The following is a 16,913-nucleotide window of genomic DNA, read 5'->3' as shown; positions in this document are numbered from 1 at the left end:
CCGGTACGACAAACTCGCCGTCCGCTACGAAGCGACCGTGCTGGTCGCAGCCATCAACGAATGGCTATGACCAGCACTTTCACAACAGGCCCTAGGGGGCGGGGGCGGGGGCGGCGTGGGCCCCGGGTGCCGGGGGGCTCGTAGAATCAGAGGATCATGGCCTACCTCGACCACGCCGCAACCACCCCGATGCTCCCGGAGGCCGCTGCGGCGATGACCGCGCAGTTCGCCGTCACGGGGAACGCGTCCTCCCTGCACGCCGCCGGCCGCCGCGCCCGCCGTACCGTCGAGGAGGCCCGCGAGGCACTCGCCGAGGCACTCGGCGCCCGCCCCAGCGAGGTGGTCTTCACCGCCGGCGGGACCGAGGCCGACAACCTCGCCGTCAAGGGCCTGTACTGGGCCCGCCGCAGCCAGGACCCCGCCCGCACCCGGGTGCTCGCCAGCCCCGTCGAGCACCACGCCGTCCTCGACGCCGTGCACTGGCTCGCCGAGCACGAGGGCGCGCAGGTCGAATACCTGCCGGTGGACCGCTACGGCCGGGTCGCCCCGGAGGACCTGCGCGCGGCCATCGCCCGCAACCCCGACGACGTGGCCCTGGCCACCGTGATGTGGGCCAACAACGAGATCGGCACCGTCATGCCGGTCCGTGAACTCGCCGGAACGGCCCGCGAGTTCGGCGTCCCGCTGCACTCCGACGCGGTCCAGGCCGTGGGTCAGCTCGACGTCCGCTTCGGCGACAGCGGCCTCGCCGCGATGACCGTCAGCGGCCACAAGATCGGCGGCCCGTACGGCATCGGCGCGCTGTTGCTCGGCCGCGACCAGACCCCCGTACCCGTCCTGCACGGCGGCGGCCAGGAGCGACACGTGCGCTCCGGCACCCTCGACGTGCCGGCCGTCGCCGCCTTCGCGGTGGCCGCCGTCCTCGCCGCCGAGCGGCGCGAGCGGTTCGCCGCCGAGATCGGGCACCTGCGGGACGAGCTGATCCGCGCCGTGCGCGCAGCCGTGCCCGACGCCGTCCTCGGCGGGGACCCCGACAACCGGCTCCCGGCCAACGCCCACTTCAGCTTCCCCGGCTGCGAGGGCGACTCCCTCCTGCTCCTGCTCGACGCCCAGGGCATCGAGTGCTCCACCGGCTCCGCCTGCACCGCCGGCGTGGCCCAGCCCAGCCACGTCCTGCTGGCCACCGGCACCGACCCGCAGCTCGCCCGCGGGACCCTGCGCTTCTCCCTCGGCCACACCTCCACCGCGGAGGACGTCGCCGCCCTTGCCGCGGCCATCGGCCCGGCAGTGGAGCGCGCCCGCACGGCAGGCCTGAGCTAGGCACGCGGCCGGAGGGGCTCACCGCTCCGGCCCCAGCACTAGCAACCCGCCCGGCACGCCCCGCCGGCCGGGCGCGTCCCGGCCGTCTGCAGGTCGGACACGTCGACGCTCTGGGCCGGCGGCGGGGTCCTGGTCGGGACCGGCTCGTCGTACTCCGAGAAGTCGGCCTCCCCCTGCGTGGCGCCGATCTGCCCCTGGATGCGGAGCAGGTAGGGCTTGCCCTCGGTGGCGACGTAGAACGTGGCCCAGTCGTCCCCGGAGCGGCCGGTGACCGTGATCGCGGGCTTGCCCTTGACGAGGGCCTTGGCGCCCTTCTCCACGTCGTCGGCCGCGGTGAACGGCTCCGGCATGTACTCGCGCTGGAGGTGGGCCACGTCGCACGAGGCGGAGAACTCGCGGAGCGAGGCGTCGTCGGCGTGGCCGTGCATCCACCGTCCGTCCAGCACGTCGGCCATGTCCTTGCCGGTCTGCCCCGGGAGCTGGGCCTTCAGGAACACCGCATCCGGTTTCATCCAGACGTCCTGACCGCGCTTGATGATCTCCAGGCGGCCCCCCTTCGGAAGCACGTCGACGGTTCCGGTGCAGTTGCCCTCCGTGTCGAGGTGGAAGTCCACGACATAGGTCCCCGTCGCGTCCTTGGTCTGCCCCTCCCAGTGCAGGGACCGGGCGGTGAGGAGCGACTGCCGCCCCTTCTCCGCGATCACATGGGCGGGCTCGTCCTCTATGCCGTTCCCGCCCGGCGCCGCCAGCCCCACCAGCAGGGTGCCGGCCGCCGCCACCGCTACCGCCAGTTTGGACATCGCCTCACCTCCGACGCGGGGCAGCCCCAAGATCAGCGTAGGCCGGGCGGGCGGGCTCCGCAGCCCCGGGCCGGCCCCCGGCTCAGGCGGGGCCGCTCCGGTCGACCTCGGCCCGCACCAGGCGCAGGTACTTGTCCCAGTCCCAGTGCGGACCCGGGTCCGTGTGGTCGGTGCCCGGGACCTCGGAGTGCGCCACGAAGTGCTTGCGGTCCACCGGTATGCGGTACCTCCGGCAGATGTCGGCGGCCAGCCGGGCCGAGGACGCGTACATCGCCTCCGTGAAGTCCTTCGGCCGCTCCACGTAGCCCACGTGCTCGATGCCGATGCTCCGCTCGTTCATCGAGCGGTTCCCGGAGTGGAAGGCGACGTCCAGCTCGCGCACCATCTGCTCCACATGGCCGTCCTGGCGGACTATGTAGTGCGCCGACGCCTTGTGCCACGGGTTCTTGAAGGCGTCCACCGAGGACGCGAAGCCGCCCTGCGTCACATGCACCACGATGCGGTCCACCCGGTAGTCGTCCGGCCGGTCCGCCATCCGCCAGTTCGCCGGCGAGGCCGCCGTCCACCCCGCGCCCGCGTAGTCCAGCTCGCCCTCCTTGCGCGGCTTGGACACCCCGGGCAGCACCCACCACAGCCGCCGCACCTCGTCGGCCCCGGCGACACCCGCCACCGCGAGGATCCCGAGCCCCCCGAACAACACCGCCCGGCGGGTCCTGCCCTTGCCCGCCCGGCCCGTGGCCCCCGTCGCCGCACCCTTGTCCGCCATGTGATCCACCCCCTGCACCCGACAACGCACTGTGAGCCCGGACGGTTCCCCCGTACTCTGGAAGGCGCTATGACTGAGAACCTGCCGCGCACCGACCGTCCCCTCCGCGTCCTGGCCGCCATGTCCGGCGGCGTGGACTCCGCCGTCGCAGCGGCCCGAGCGGTCGAAGCCGGGCACGACGTGACCGGGGTCCACCTGGCGCTCTCCGCCAACCCCCAGTCCTTCCGGACCGGCGCCCGCGGCTGCTGCACCATCGAGGACTCCCGCGACGCCCGCCGCGCCGCCGACGTCATCGGCATCCCCTTCTACTGCTGGGACCTCGCCGAGCGCTTCCGCGAGGACGTCGTCGAGGACTTCATCTCCGAGTACGAGGCCGGGCGCACCCCGAACCCCTGCCTGCGCTGCAACGAGAAGATCAAGTTCGCGGCGCTGCTCGACAAGGCCCTCGCCCTCGGCTTCGACGCCGTCTGCACCGGCCACTACGCGACGGTCGTGGTCAACGACGACGGCAGCCGCGAGCTGCACCGCGCCTCCGACATGGCCAAGGACCAGTCGTACGTCCTCGGCGTCCTCGACGAGAAGCAGCTCGCCCACGCGCTGTTCCCGCTCGGCGACACGATCACCACCAAGGAGGAGATCCGCGCCGAGGCGGAGCGCCGCGGCCTCGCCGTCGCGAAGAAGCCCGACAGCCACGACATCTGCTTCATCGCCGACGGCGACACCCAGGGCTTCCTCGCGCGGCGCCTGGGCAAGGCCGAGGGCGACATCGTCGACGAGGCGGGCGCCAAGGTCGGCACCCACGACGGCGCCTACGGCTTCACCATCGGCCAGCGCAAGGGCCTGCGCATCGGCCACCCGGCCCCCGACGGCAAGCCGCGCTACGTCCTCGACATCTCCCCGGTGAACAACACGGTCACCGTCGGCCCCGCCGAGGCCCTCGACGTCAGCGCCCTCACCGCGATCCGCCCCCGCTGGTGCGGCTCCACGCCCGCCGCCCCGGGCACGTACACCGCGCAGCTGCGCGCCCACGGCGGCGAGACCGAGGTCTTCGCCGAGGTCGTGGACGGCGAACTGCGGGTGCGCTTCACCGAGCCGGTCCGCGGCGTGGCCCCCGGCCAGGCGATCGTGCTGTACGACGGCACCCGCGTCGTCGGCTCCGCCACCATCGCCACGACCACCCGGGCGACCGCGGCGTCCGTCTGACGCCGGCCGCCCCCGGCCGCCCCCGGCCGGGGGAGCGGGCGGTCAGCCCACCGTAAGGACGATCTTGCCGGTGGTGCGGCCCTGCTCGCCGATCTCGTGGGCCTTCGCCGCCCGCCCCAGCGGCAGCACCGTCTCGACCAGCGGCCTGAGCTGCCCGCGGTCGGCCAGGGCGGCGATCTCCTCCAGGCCCTTGCGGTCCGGCTCGACCAGCGTCCAGGTCGCGTGCACCCCGCGCTCCGCGGCCCCGGCCGGGACGTCGTCCGGGCCCGGCAGCGACACCAGGCGCCCGCCCGGCTTCAGCACCTCCAGCGACCGCCGCGCGACCTCGCCGCCCAGGGCGTCCAGCACCACGTCCACGTCCGCGACGACCTCGGTGAAGTCCTGCGTCCGGTAGTCGACGAGTTCGTCGGCGCCCAGCTCGCGCAGCAGCGCGTGCTTGGCCGCGCTCGCGGTGCCGATCACGTACGCGCCGCGCGCCTTGGCGATCTGCACGGCCAGGTGCCCGACGCCGCCGGCCGCCGCGTGCACCAGCACGCGCTCGCCCGGCCGCACGTCCGCGCCGTCCACCAGGGCCTGCCACGCGGTCAGCGCCGCCAGCGGCAGCGCGGCCGCCTGCACGTGGTCCAAGGAGGCCGGCTTGCGGGCGAAGTGCCGGGCCGGGGCGACCACGTACTCGGCGTACCCGCCCGCCTGCCGCGGGAAGTGCGGCATGCCGTACACCTCGTCGCCCGGGCGGTACAGCGTCACGCCCGGGCCGACCGCCTCGACGGTGCCCGAGACGTCCCAGCCCACCATCGGAACCTCACCCCAGCCGATCAGGGCACCGCTGGCCCGGGTCTTCCAGTCCACCGGGTTCACCCCGGCGGCGCGGACCCGCACCAGGACCTCGTTCAGGCCCGGCTCCGGCCGGGCCGTCTCGACCTCGGTGAGGACCTCGGGACCGCCCCACTGGCTGACGACGACGGCACGCATGAATGTCTCCTTGCTCGTGTTCTGTGCCGGTTCTCCCGGCTGACACCAGCTTGGGGCCCTGCCGACCCGCGTGGTGGTGGCCGGATGGCCACCATGTGACAGAATCTGGCCATGCACCGTGTGGCCGTACTCGCCCTCCCGGGCGTCGCCCCCTTCGAGCTCGGCATGCCGTCGAGGGTCTTCGGCAACGCCCTCGCCGAGGACGGCAGCCCCCTGTACGAGGTCACCGTCTGCACCGCCGACGGCCTGCCCGTGGCCAGCGACGCGGGCTTCACCATCGGCGTCACCGCCGGGCCGGAGGCCCTCGCCCTCGCGGACACCGTGATCGTCCCGCCCACCCACGGCATGCCCGGCCTGCTGCGCGGCGAGCCCCTGCCGCAGCCCCTCGCCGAGGCCCTGGACCGGATCCGCCCCGGCGCCCGCACCGTCTCCATCTGCACCGGCTCCGAGGTCCTCGCCGCCGCCGGGATGCTCGACGGGCGCACCGCCACCACGCACTGGGTGCACGCACCGGAATTCCGGCGGGCCTTCCCGCGGATCAAGGTCGACGAGGACGTCCTCTTCGTCGATGACGGCGACGTCCTCACCTCCGCCGGCGTCGCCGCCGGCATCGACCTCTGCCTCTACCTGGTGCGCGCCGACCACGGCACCGCCGTCGCCAACCGCGCCGCCCGGCTGTGCGTCGTACCGCCGTGGCGCGATGGCGGCCAGGCCCAGTACATCGACCGGCCCGTCCCGGAACCGACCGTCGCCACCACCACCGAGGCCCGCGCCTGGGCCCTGGAACACCTCCACGAGCCGCTCACCCTGGGCCAGCTCGCCGAGCAGGCCCGGATGAGCCTGCGCACCTTCACCCGGCGCTTCCGCGACGAGGTCGGCATGACCCCCGTGCAGTGGTTGACCGCCCAACGCCTCGACGTGGCACGGCACTTGCTGGAATCCAGCGACCTCCCCGTGGACCTCGTCGCCCACCGCTCCGGCTTCGGCTCCGCCAACTCCCTGCGCCAGCACATGCGCAGCTCCCTCGGCACCTCACCGATCGCCTACCGCCGCGCGTTCCGCCCGGCCGCCGCGGCGGCATGACCCCACAGGTCATCGACGCGCCCGCCCGCCCCTTGCAACGATGACCCCAACAGCCCGCGCACCACACGGAAGTTGGGGGAACACCATGACCGCCTACGCCATCGGCCACATCCGTCCCGAGACGATGAACGAGGACATCCTCCGCTACATCGAGACCATCCAGGCCACGATGGACCCCTTCGGGGGCCGCTTCCTCGTCCACGGCGGCGGCCCGGTCGAAGTCCTGGAGGGGTCCTTCACCAGCAGCCTCGTGATCATCGCCTTCCCGGACATGGAGCGCGCCCGCGCCTGGTACGCCTCGGAGGCCTACCAGGAGATCCTCCCCCTGCGCACCCGCCACATCGAGGGCGACGTCTTCCTCGCCGAGGGCGTCCCGCCCACCTACGACGCCACCCGCACCGCCGCCCGGATCCGCAAGGAAGCAGGCCTGTGACGCCGCCGCGGCCGGGCGCGCGGGCCGGGGAGCGGGGGTGGGGCCTCGGGGTGCGAGCATGGGCGGTATGGCTACTCATCTGATCACCGGGGCCGGGGCCGGCATCGGCGCCGCCGTCGCCGACCGGCTGCACGCCCGCGGCGACGACCTGGTCCTGCTCGCCCGTGACGCCGCCCGCGCCCGGCAGCTCGTCGAGCGCTACCCCGGCGCCCGCACGCTCGTCGGGGACCTCGCCGACCCCGACCGGCTGTCGTGGGCCTTCTCCCACCAGGCCGTCCCCGACCGGATCGACTCCCTGCTGCACATCGCCGGCGTCGTCGACCTCGGGCCGGTGGGGGAGCTGAGCACCAAGACCTGGCACCAGCAGCTGAACGTGAACCTGGTCGCGCCCGCCGAGCTCACCCGGCTGCTCCTGCCGACCCTGCGCGTCTCCAAGGCCACCGTCGTCTTCGTGAATTCCGGCGCCGGCCTGACCGCCCACGCCGACTGGAGCGCGTACGCCGCCTCCAAGCACGGCCTCAAGGCGCTCGCCGACGCGCTGCGCGCCGAGGAGCGGGCCAACGGCATCCGGGTCACCTCCGTCTACCCGGGCCGCACCGCCACCGCGATGCAGGCCAAGGTGCACTCGCAGGAGGGCAAGGAGTACGACCCCTCCGCGTGGATCGACCCGGAGTCCGTGGCCACCACGATCCTGATGGCCGTCGACCTGCCCCGCGACGCCGAGGTCAACGACCTGTCCGTGAGGCCCGGCCGGTGACCGCGAGCGCCACCGGCATCGGCTCCCTGCCCGGCGGCGACGCCCGCGAGGCCGCCAAGACCGCCACCGGGTCCTTCGAGGAGTTCCCGTACCTGCCCGAGCTGCCCGCCCGCGGGCCCGGCGCCGACATGATCGGCCGCTCGCTCGGGCTGCTCGTGGACCTGTACGCCCGTGTCGAGCCCAGTGGTTGGCGGATCAGCGACCGCCCCGGCCGCGACACCCGGCGCTCCCGGTCCTGGCTCGGCGAGGACCTCGACGCCCTGGAGGAGTTCACCCAGGGCCACGAGGGGAAGCTCAAGATCCAGGCCGTCGGCCCGTGGACCCTGGCCGCCGCCCTGGAACTGCACGGCGGCGAGGCGATGCTCCGGGACGCAGGCGCCTGCCGCGACCTCGCCGCTTCGCTCGCCGAGGGGCTGCGCGGACACCTCGCCGACGTGCGCAAGCGGATCCCCGGCGCCGAGATCGTCCTGCAGTTCGACGAGCCGTCGCTGACCGCGGTGCTGAGCGGACGGGTGCGCACCGCCAGCGGGTACCGGACCTACCGGGCCGTGGACCGGCAGGTGGTCGAAGGCACCCTGCGCGAGCTGTTCGCCGTGCACGACGGCGAGGTGATCGTGCACTCCTGCGCCCCGCAGGTCCCCTTCGACATGCTGCGGCGCGCCGGCGCCGCGGGGGTGTCGTTCGATTTCTCCCTGCTCACGGAGCGCGAGGACGACGCCCTCGGCGAAGCCGTCGAGAGCGGTGTGAAACTCTTCGCCGGAGTGGTGCCGGGCACCGATGCCCCGTTGTCGGACCCGGGCGGTAGCGTCATGGGTGTCAGGAAGCTTTGGCGCAGGCTGGGGCTGGCTCCGGGGGCTCTGGCGGAGTCCGTCGTGGTCACCCCGGCGTGCGGTCTGGCGGGCGCCTCGCCCGCCTACGCCCGCGCGGTGCAGGCGCACTGCGTCAGGGCGGCGAGATCGCTCGCCGACAACCCTGAGTGACGGACCGAGACGGGGCACGGGAGGACACGGCATGGCAGCCGAACAGCAGGACACGGCGGTACCGGCGGCGGTGCGCGAGCAGCACCAGCTGCTCGCCGAGCAGGTCGAGGAGCACCGCTTCCGGTACTACGTGAACGACCAGCCGGTCATCAGCGACGCCGAGTTCGACCAGCTGCTGCGCTCCCTGGAGGCGCTGGAGGAGCAGTACTCGGAGCTGCGCACGCCCGACTCGCCCACCCAGAAGGTGGCCGGGTCGTACGAGACGGACTTCGCCTCCGTCCAGCACCGCGAGCGGATGATGTCCCTCGACAACGCCTTCGACGACGAGGAGCTCGCGGCCTGGGCCGACCGCGTCGCCCGGGACGTGGGCTCCTCGACGTACCACTACCTGTGCGAGCTCAAGGTGGACGGCCTCGCCGTCAACCTCACGTACGAGAACGGGCGGCTCACCCGGGCCGCCACCCGCGGCGACGGCCGCACCGGCGAGGACATCACCCCGAACGTGCGCACCATCGCGGAGATCCCGGACCGGCTCAAGGGTGACCGGATCCCGGCGCTGGTGGAGATCCGGGGCGAGGTCTTCTTCCCGATGGAGAAGTTCGAGGAGCTCAACGCCCGGCTGGTCGAGGCCGGGGACAAGCCCTTCGCCAACCCGCGCAACGCGGCGGCCGGTTCCCTGCGCCAGAAGGACCCGAAGGTCACCGCCACCCGGCCGCTGCACATGGTGGTGCACGGCCTCGGCGCCCGCCAGGGCTTCGAGATCGGCCGCCTGTCCGAGGCGTACGCGCTGTTGCAGGAGTGGGGACTGCCCACCGCCCGGCACAACGCGGTCGTGGGCAGCCTGGAGGAAGTCCGGGAGTTCATCGTCCGGTTCGGCGAGAACCGCCACTCCGTGGAGCACGAGATCGACGGCGTCGTCGTCAAGCTCGACGAGATCCCGCTGCAGGGCCGGCTGGGCTCCACCGCGCGCGCGCCGCGCTGGGCCATCGCCTGGAAGTACGCGCCGGAAGAGGTCAACACCAAGCTGGTGGACATCAAGGTCGGCGTCGGCCGTACGGGGCGCGTGACCCCGTACGCGCAGGTGGAGCCGGTGACGGTGGCCGGGTCCGAGGTCGAGTTCGCCACCCTGCACAACCAAGACGTCGTCAAGGCCAAGGGCGTCCTCATCGGCGACACCGTCGTGCTGCGCAAGGCGGGCGACGTCATCCCCGAGATCCTCGGCCCCGTCGTGGACCTGCGCGACGGCACCGAGCGGGAGTTCGTGATGCCGGCCGAGTGCCCCGAGTGCGGCACCCCGCTGCGTCCGATGAAGGAGGGCGACATCGACCTCCGCTGCCCCAACGGGCAGACCTGCCCGGCCCAGCTGCGCGAGCGGCTGTTCTACCTCGCCGGCCGCCAGTGCCTGGACATCGAGAACTTCGGTGCGGTGGCCGCCGCCGCGCTCACCCGGCCACTGGAGCCGGCCCGGCCGCCGATGGTCGACGAGGGCGACCTGTTCGACCTGACGGTCGAGCAGCTGCTGCCCATCAAGGCGTACGTACTCGACCCCGACAGCGGGCTGCCCAAGCACGACCCGAAGACCGGCGAGGAGAAGATCGTCACGGTCTTCGCCAACCAGAAGGGCGAGCCGAAGAAGAACACCCTGGCGATGCTGGAGAACATCGCCGCCGCCAAGGACCGGCCGCTCGCCCGCGTCATCAACGGCCTGTCGATCCGCCACGTCGGCCCGGTGGCCGCCGAGGCGCTGGCCCGCGAATTCCGGTCCATCGAGCGGATCCAGCAGGCCACCGAGGAGGAACTCGCCACCACCGAGGGCGTCGGTCCGATCATCGCGGCCTCCCTCAAGGAGTGGTTCGCCGTCGACTGGCACCAGGAGATCCTGCGCAAGTGGCGGGCGGCCGGGGTCCGGATGGAGGAGGAGGGTTCCGGCGAGGAGGAGGGGCCGCGCCCCCTGGAGGGCCTCACCGTCGTCGTCACCGGCACCCTGCAGAACCACACCCGCGACGGGGCGAAGGACGCGCTGCAGAGCCGGGGCGCCAAGGTGACCGGATCGGTCTCCAAGAAGACCTCCTTCGTCGTGGTCGGCGACAACCCGGGCTCGAAGTACGACAAGGCGGTGCAGCTGAAGCTGGCCATTCTCGACGAGGCGGGTTTCGCCGTGCTGCTGGAGCAGGGCCCCGACGCGGCACGCGAGGCGGCGCTCCCGGTGGACGGCGGCGCCGCAGCGGAGTAGCACGGTCGGACGAGCCCGCCCCGGCAACCGGGGGAGACGAACGGATGCGTGGCGTACGGCCGTACGGGCGGGCGCACGCCCGGCGCAACGGGCGGTGCAAACGGCCGGTACAAGGCTGTTGCCAGGGCAGTGAGCTGTCGGATCATCGGATGGGTGACCCGGGGGTCCTGGTCCCAACTCACCTGTTCGGCGGATACCGTACTGATGAGGATGGCTGGGTCGCATTCGGGCAACCGCCGCCGACCGGTGCCCCTGGGAGCCTCTCGCGTCCTACTGTTGAGGGGTGCGCCTGTCGTGCACGGCTGCGGGATGCGAATCCAGCCGTGATGGCATGACATCGGGGCCATCGCGTGGCATCGGCAGTGCCGGCTGTGAGAGGGACGGGCATGAAACCCACCGAAAGCGCCGACCCGTCACCTGATTTCGGCGGGGAGATCCCGCCCATGCGGACGGGCCGGCCCGGGGTCCTGCGTGCCGGGACACGGGACCGGCGCCCGCTCGACACCGGAGCGGGACCGGGCGGGGCGAAGCAGCGCACCGTGCTGCCCTTCACCGTCGTGGGCCTGGCCGCCGTGGTCCTGGTGGCGGGCATCGCCACCACGCTGACCGACCGTCACGCCCTGTTCCCCGGGGGCACGGTCGGCTGGGCGCTCGCCCTCCTGACCGGCATCATCGTCGGCCACCTGGTCGCACTCGGCCGGGACCGCTGGTGGGGCGGCACCGGATCCGGCGCCGCCCTGACCCTCGGCGTGCTCCTCCTCTACGGCTGGGTGCCCGCCGGGCTCGTCTCCCTCGCCGTGGTCACCCTGGTCGGGGCCGCGCGCCGGCACCGCTGGCGACAGGGCCTGCTGCACGGCGCCGCCGACATCCTCGGCATCGGCGCGGGGGCCCTCGTGCTCGCCGCCTTCGGGGAGACGCCCACCGTCGAATCGCCCTGGAGGCCCACCGGCTGGGGGCTGGAGGCCGCCCCCGAGGTCGTCCTGGTCGCCGTGTCCTACCTGCTGGCCAGCCGGTTGCTGCTGTGGCTCTCACTGACGCCGCGCGGCGGCGGCCTGCGGACCGCGGCCCGGACGGCGCTGCTCCGACAGGCCTTAGTGGCGGTCGCCCTGCTCGGCATCGCCCCGCTGATCTGCGTGGTGGCCGTTGCGCAGCCGGTACTGCTGCCGCTGTTCGCCGTGCCGCTGATCGCCCTGGACTCCACCCTGTGGATCGCCCGGGCGCGCGCCGAGGAGCAGTTGCGGGACCCCCTGACCGGCCTGCCGAACCGGCAGTGGCTGCTGGAGCGGGCCTGGTCCGCACTGGACGAGGCCGAACGTTCGGGCACGCGGTCGGCTCTGGTGCTGATCGACCTGGACCGGTTCCGTGCGGTCAACGACACCCTCGGCCACCTCGCGGGCGACCGGCTGCTGCTCCAGATCGCCGATCGGCTGCGGCAGGCCCTGCCCGAGGAGGCGGAGGCCGCGCGGCTCGGCGGCGACGAGTTCGCCGTCCTGCTCCCCGTCACCGACTCCACCACCAGCGCCCAGCGGGTCGCCCGCCACCTGGTCGCCGAGCTCAGCTCGCCGCTCGACCTGGACGGTCTCACCCTCGTCCTGGAGGCCAGCGCAGGCCTCGCCGTCTTCCCCGACCACGCCCTGGACGCGGAGGGGCTGCTGCGGCGTGCCGACGTGGCCATGTACCAGGCGAAGCGCGACCGCACGGGTGTGGAGGTGTACGAGTCCAAGCGCGACAGCAACACGCCCGACCGGCTCGGCCTCCTCGGTGACCTGCGCCGCGCCCTCGACGCCGGCGAGGTGGAACTCCACTACCAGCCGAAGGTCCGCTTCGACGGGCAGGTGGCCGGGCTGGAGGCGCTGGTGCGCTGGGTGCACCCCGAGCGCGGGCGGGTCTCCCCGGACGAGTTCATCGCGATCGCCGAGACCTCGGGGCTGATGCCCCACCTCACCGAGTACGTGCTGGAAACCGCCCTCGCCCAAGTGGCCCGCTGGCGGGCGCAGGGCCTGAAGGTCCCGGTGGCGGTCAACGTCTCGCCGCGCGACGTCCACACCCCCGGCTTCGCCGGCGCCGTCGCGGCACGGCTCGCCCGGCACGGCGTCCCGGCGAGCGGCCTCCAACTGGAGATAACGGAACACGTGCTGCTGGAGGACCCGCAGCGGGCCGCGGACACCATGGCCGGCCTGACCGGCCACGGCGTGAAGATGTCCCTGGACGACTTCGGCACCGGCTACTCCTCCCTGGTCCACCTGCGCCGGCTCCCGGTCAGCGAGCTGAAGATCGACCGCTCCTTCGTGGCGCGGCTCGCGGTCGACGCCCAGGACGCGGAGATCGTGCGCTGCACCGTGGACCTCGCCCACTCCCTGGGTCTGCTCGTCGTCGCCGAGGGCGTGGAGGACGACGAGACCTGGGAGCGGCTGCGGGACCTGGGGTGCGACGCCGTCCAGGGCTGGCTGGTCGCGGCCGCCATGCCCCCGCAGGAGGCCACGGCCTGGCTGCTGGCCCGCGGCGAGCGCGGCTGGCGCCGCCCCGCGGACATCACGCGCGAGCTCTCCTCGGCTCCGGCCAAGGCGGAGTCCCCGGCCCCGTAAACCGTGCCCCCCGGTCCCGGACCCGCAGCCCCGGCGGCGGAACCGGCCCGCCGGGGGGCTCCCGGCCGTCCGTGGGAGGAATCGGTTTCGTGGCTCAGGGGCCCGGCCCCATAGGATTGGGCACGAAACCACTCACTCACCACCCCCAGAGGATCGCTGCATGCCTGGCATTTCGCGCGAGGAGGTCGCCCACCTCGCTCGGCTGGCACGTATGGAATTGTCCAACGAAGAGCTCGATCACTTCGCCGGACAGCTCGACGACATCATCGGCGCGGTCGCCCGCGTGTCCGAGGTCGCCGACCAAGACGTCCCGCCGACCTCCCACCCGCTGCCGCTGACCAACGTCATGCGCGCGGACGAGGTCCGACCGTCGCTCACCCCCGCGCAGGCGCTCTCCGGCGCCCCCGCCCAGGAGCAGCAGCGTTTCAAGGTGCCGCAGATCCTGGGGGAGGACTAATCACCATGGCTGACACCAACATCATCAAGCTCACGGCCGCCGAGACCGCCGAGAAGATCGCCTCGGGCGAGCTCACGGCCGTCGAGGTCACCGAGGCCCACCTGGCCCGCATCGACGCGACCGACGAGAAGGTCCACGCCTTCCTCCACGTCGACCGCGAAGGCGCCCTGGCCCAGGCCCGTGCCGTCGACGCCAAGCGAGAGCGCGGCGAGGAACTCGGCCCGCTGGCCGGCGTCCCGCTGGCCCTCAAGGACATCTTCACCACGGTCGGGGTCCCGACCACCGTGGGCTCGAAGATCCTCGAAGGTTGGATCCCGCCGTACGACGCCACCCTGACGCGCAAGCTGAAGGAAGCCGACGTCGTCATCCTCGGCAAGACCAACATGGACGAGTTCGCCATGGGCTCCTCCACCGAGAACAGCGCCTACGGCCCCACCTCCAACCCGTGGGACCTCACCCGCGTCCCCGGCGGCTCCGGCGGCGGCTCCGCGGCCGCGCTGGCCGCCTTCCAGGCGCCCCTGGCGATCGGCACCGACACCGGTGGCTCCATCCGCCAGCCCGCCTCCGTCACCGGCACCGTCGGCGTGAAGCCCACGTACGGCGGCGTCTCCCGCTACGGCATGGTCGCCTTCTCCTCCTCCCTCGACCAGGGCGGCCCGTGCGCCCGTACGGTCCTGGACGCGGCGCTGCTGCACGAGGTCATCGCCGGCCACGACCCGCTGGACTCCACCTCCATCGACGCCCCGGTCCCGCCGGTCGTCGAGGCGGCCCGCAACGGCTCCGTCGCCGGCATGCGCGTCGGCGTCGTCAAGCAGTTCCGCGGCGAGGGCTACCAGGCCGGCGTGCTGCAGCGCTTCGACGAGTCCGTCGAGCTGCTCAAGGAGCTCGGTGCCGAGGTCGTCGAGCTGGACTGCCCGTCCTTCGACCTCGCGATGGCCGCGTACTACCTGATCGCGCCGTCCGAGTGCTCCTCGAACCTGGCCCGCTTCGACGCCATGCGCTACGGCCTGCGCGTCGGCGACGACGGCACGAAGTCCGCCGAGGAGGTCACCGCCCTCACCCGCGACGCGGGCTTCGGCGACGAGGTCAAGCGCCGCGTCATCCTCGGCACGTACGCCCTCAGCTCCGGCTACTACGACGCCTACTACGGCTCGGCCCAGAAGGTCCGCACGCTGATCAGCCGGGACTTCGAGAAGGCCTTCGAGCAGGTCGACGTGATCGTCTCCCCGACGACCCCGACCACCGCCTTCGCGATCGGTGAGCGCACCGACGACCCGCTGGCGATGTACCTCGCGGACCTGTGCACCATCCCGACCAACCTGGCCGGCAACGCCGCCATGTCGCTCCCGTGCGGCCTGGCGCCGGAGGACGGCCTGCCCGTCGGACTGCAGATCATCGCCCCGGCGATGAAGGACGACCGGCTGTACAAGGTCGGTGCCGCCGTCGAGGCCGCCTTCGTCGAGCGCTGGGGCCACCCGCTGCTTGAGGAGGCTCCGTCCCTGTGAGTGCACTGTCCAAGGCCAAGGGCTTCAAGAAGTCGAAGTCCGGAACCTACCTGTCGATCGCGACCACCGCTTTCGGTGCCATCGGCGTGATCAAGCAGGCCAAGAAGGCCCGCACCGAGCAAGACACGCTCCAGCTGGTCGACGCGGTCGTGTCCGCCGCCGCCATCGTCACCGGCCTCGCCATCCTGTACCGCGAGCTGAAGCGCCTCGGCGACGACGACGTCCTGCTGGGCTGAGAGGGAAGTTTCACTGTGACCGTCACCGAACTGCTGTCGTACGAGGACGCCCTCGCGTCGTACGACCCCGTCATGGGCCTGGAGGTCCATGTCGAGCTCGGCACCAGGACCAAGATGTTCTGCGGCTGCTCCACCGAGCTGGGCGCCGAGCCCAACTCGCAGACCTGCCCCACCTGTCTCGGCCTGCCCGGCTCGCTCCCGGTGGTCAACGCGACCGGCGTCGAGTCCGCGATCAAGATCGGCCTCGCGCTGAACTGCGAGATCGCCGAGTGGTGCCGCTTCGCCCGGAAGAACTACTTCTATCCGGACATGCCGAAGAACTTCCAGACCTCCCAGTACGACGAGCCGATCGCCTTCAACGGCTACCTGGACGTCCAGTTGGAGGACGGCGAGGTCTTCCGCGTGGAGATCGAGCGCGCCCACATGGAGGAGGACACCGGCAAGTCGCTGCACGTCGGCGGTGCCACCGGCCGCATCCACGGCGCCTCCCACTCCCTGCTGGACTACAACCGCGCCGGCATCCCGCTCATCGAGATCGTCACCAAGCCGATCGAGGGCGCGGGCGCCCGGGCCCCCGAGGTCGCCAAGGCGTACGTGGCCGAGCTCCGCGAGCTCATCAAGGCCCTCGGCGTCTCCGAGGCCCGGATGGACAAGGGCCAGATGCGCTGCGACGTGAACCTGTCGCTGCGCCCGAACGGGACGAAGGAGTTCGGCACCCGCTCGGAGACGAAGAACGTCAACTCGCTGCGCTCCGTCGAGCGCGCGGCGCGCTTCGAGATCCAGCGGCACGCGGCCGTCCTCTCGTCCGGCGGCACGATCGTGCAGGAGACCCGTCACTTCCACGAGGACGACGGCTCCACCACCTCCGGCCGCATCAAGGACAACGCCGAGGACTACCGGTACTTCCCGGAGCCCGACCTCGTCCCGGTGGCCCCGGCCCGCGCATGGGTCGAAGAGCTGCGTGCGACCCTGCCCGAGATGCCGCGCGTGCGCCGCAACCGCCTCCGCGAGGAGTGGGGCGTCAACGAGCACGACATGCAGTCCATCCTCAACGCGGGTGCGGTGGACTCCATCGTCGCCACCATCGAGGAGGGCGCCGACCCGGCCGCCGCCCGCAAGTGGTGGATGGGCGAGCTGGCCCGCAACGCCAACGAGCAGGGCATCTCCGTCGACGAGCTGCCGATCACCCCGGCCCAGGTGGCCCGGGTGGCCGCGCTGGTCGCGGACGGCTCTCTCAACGACAAGCTGGCCCGCCAGGTCATCGAGGGCGTCCTCGCCGGCGAGGGCACCCCGGACGAGGTCGTCGAGAAGCGCGGCCTGAAGGTCGTCTCCGACGAGGGCGCGCTCGGCACGGCCGTGGACGAGGCCATCGCCGGCAACGCGGCCATCGCCGACAAGATCCGCGGCGGCAAGATCGCCGCTGTCGGCGCGCTGGTCGGCGCGGTCATGAAGGCCACCCGCGGCCAGGCCGACGCGGCCCGCGTCAAGGAGCTGATCCTGGAGAAGCTCGGCGTCTCCGAGTAGGAACCCGGCTCCCGCAGCACACGAACGGCCCGCACCCCCCGGGGGGAGCGGGCCGTTCC

The 16,913-nt window shown here is 72.7% G+C and carries 15 protein-coding genes; 12 read left to right on the top strand and 3 right to left on the bottom strand.

What is annotated here, in order from left to right; genetic code table 11:
* Positions 1 to 156 precede the first annotated feature (156 nt).
* A complete protein-coding gene (locus tag ACFV7Q_RS34475; RefSeq protein WP_385434782.1) occupies positions 157 to 1,320 on the top strand; it encodes a cysteine desulfurase family protein in 1,164 nt (387 codons plus the stop codon).
* Between the two features lie 38 nt (positions 1,321 to 1,358).
* Here ACFV7Q_RS34475 and ACFV7Q_RS34470 read toward each other — a convergent pair whose 3' ends face one another.
* Complete coding sequence (locus ACFV7Q_RS34470; protein ID WP_385434780.1) at positions 1,359 to 2,120, bottom strand: hypothetical protein; 762 nt, start codon at positions 2,118 to 2,120, stop codon at positions 1,359 to 1,361.
* An 82-nt stretch (positions 2,121 to 2,202) separates the two neighbouring features.
* Complete coding sequence (locus ACFV7Q_RS34465; protein WP_385434778.1) at positions 2,203 to 2,886, bottom strand: N-acetylmuramoyl-L-alanine amidase; 684 nt, start codon at positions 2,884 to 2,886, stop codon at positions 2,203 to 2,205.
* Positions 2,887 to 2,955: 69 nt separating this feature from the next.
* Between ACFV7Q_RS34465 and mnmA the strand changes: the two genes are divergently transcribed.
* Entirely contained in the window at positions 2,956 to 4,089 is a 1,134-nt protein-coding gene (mnmA, locus tag ACFV7Q_RS34460) for a tRNA 2-thiouridine(34) synthase MnmA (RefSeq protein WP_385434775.1), read from the top strand.
* A 42-nt stretch (positions 4,090 to 4,131) separates the two neighbouring features.
* Here mnmA and ACFV7Q_RS34455 read toward each other — a convergent pair whose 3' ends face one another.
* Entirely contained in the window at positions 4,132 to 5,061 is a 930-nt protein-coding gene (locus ACFV7Q_RS34455) for an NADP-dependent oxidoreductase (protein WP_385434773.1), read from the bottom strand.
* A 111-nt stretch (positions 5,062 to 5,172) separates the two neighbouring features.
* Here ACFV7Q_RS34455 and ACFV7Q_RS34450 point away from each other — a divergent pair, with 111 nt between their 5' ends.
* The 10 genes from ACFV7Q_RS34450 to gatB all read left to right on the top strand — a co-directional run bounded on the left by ACFV7Q_RS34450 (position 5,173) and on the right by gatB (position 16,854).
* Entirely contained in the window at positions 5,173 to 6,144 is a 972-nt protein-coding gene (locus ACFV7Q_RS34450; RefSeq protein ID WP_385434771.1) for a GlxA family transcriptional regulator, read from the top strand.
* A gap of 85 nt (positions 6,145 to 6,229) precedes the next feature.
* Positions 6,230 to 6,577 (top strand): DUF1330 domain-containing protein, encoded by a 348-nt coding sequence (locus ACFV7Q_RS34445; protein WP_385434769.1) that lies wholly within the window; start codon positions 6,230 to 6,232, stop codon positions 6,575 to 6,577.
* A gap of 67 nt (positions 6,578 to 6,644) precedes the next feature.
* Positions 6,645 to 7,334: an SDR family oxidoreductase gene (locus ACFV7Q_RS34440; protein ID WP_385434767.1), complete on the top strand. Its 690-nt coding sequence runs from the start codon at positions 6,645 to 6,647 to the stop codon at positions 7,332 to 7,334.
* Positions 7,331 to 8,314 (top strand): methionine synthase, encoded by a 984-nt coding sequence (locus ACFV7Q_RS34435; RefSeq protein ID WP_385434765.1) that lies wholly within the window; start codon positions 7,331 to 7,333, stop codon positions 8,312 to 8,314. Before ACFV7Q_RS34440 ends, ACFV7Q_RS34435 begins: the two co-directional genes overlap by 4 nt.
* A 31-nt stretch (positions 8,315 to 8,345) precedes the next feature.
* The gene (ligA, locus tag ACFV7Q_RS34430; protein WP_385434763.1) at positions 8,346 to 10,547 is read left to right on the top strand and encodes an NAD-dependent DNA ligase LigA; all 2,202 of its coding nucleotides are present in this window, start codon (positions 8,346 to 8,348) and stop codon (positions 10,545 to 10,547) included.
* Positions 10,548 to 10,933: 386 nt separating this feature from the next.
* Positions 10,934 to 13,132, top strand: a complete 2,199-nt coding sequence (locus ACFV7Q_RS34425; protein WP_385434761.1) for a putative bifunctional diguanylate cyclase/phosphodiesterase — start codon at positions 10,934 to 10,936, stop codon at positions 13,130 to 13,132.
* Positions 13,133 to 13,292: 160 nt separating this feature from the next.
* A complete protein-coding gene (gatC, locus tag ACFV7Q_RS34420; RefSeq protein ID WP_360635970.1) occupies positions 13,293 to 13,589 on the top strand; it encodes an Asp-tRNA(Asn)/Glu-tRNA(Gln) amidotransferase subunit GatC in 297 nt (98 codons plus the stop codon).
* 5 nt (positions 13,590 to 13,594) lie between these two features.
* A complete protein-coding gene (gene gatA / locus ACFV7Q_RS34415; protein WP_385434759.1) occupies positions 13,595 to 15,094 on the top strand; it encodes an Asp-tRNA(Asn)/Glu-tRNA(Gln) amidotransferase subunit GatA in 1,500 nt (499 codons plus the stop codon).
* Positions 15,091 to 15,330 carry a hypothetical protein gene (locus ACFV7Q_RS34410; protein ID WP_385434756.1) on the top strand — a complete coding sequence of 80 codons (240 nt, stop codon included), beginning with the start codon at positions 15,091 to 15,093 and terminating at the stop codon, positions 15,328 to 15,330. Before gatA ends, ACFV7Q_RS34410 begins: the two co-directional genes overlap by 4 nt.
* Before the next feature lie 15 nt (positions 15,331 to 15,345).
* Positions 15,346 to 16,854, top strand: a complete 1,509-nt coding sequence (gatB, locus tag ACFV7Q_RS34405; protein ID WP_385434754.1) for an Asp-tRNA(Asn)/Glu-tRNA(Gln) amidotransferase subunit GatB — start codon at positions 15,346 to 15,348, stop codon at positions 16,852 to 16,854.
* Positions 16,855 to 16,913 lie beyond the last annotated feature (59 nt).

This window comes from Streptomyces sp. NPDC059851 (genome assembly GCF_042732005.1).
Lineage (GTDB): Bacteria > Actinomycetota > Actinomycetes > Streptomycetales > Streptomycetaceae > Streptomyces.
The sequence above is the reverse complement of the archived record's forward strand: the minus strand, read 5'-3'. Positions and strand labels throughout refer to the sequence as shown.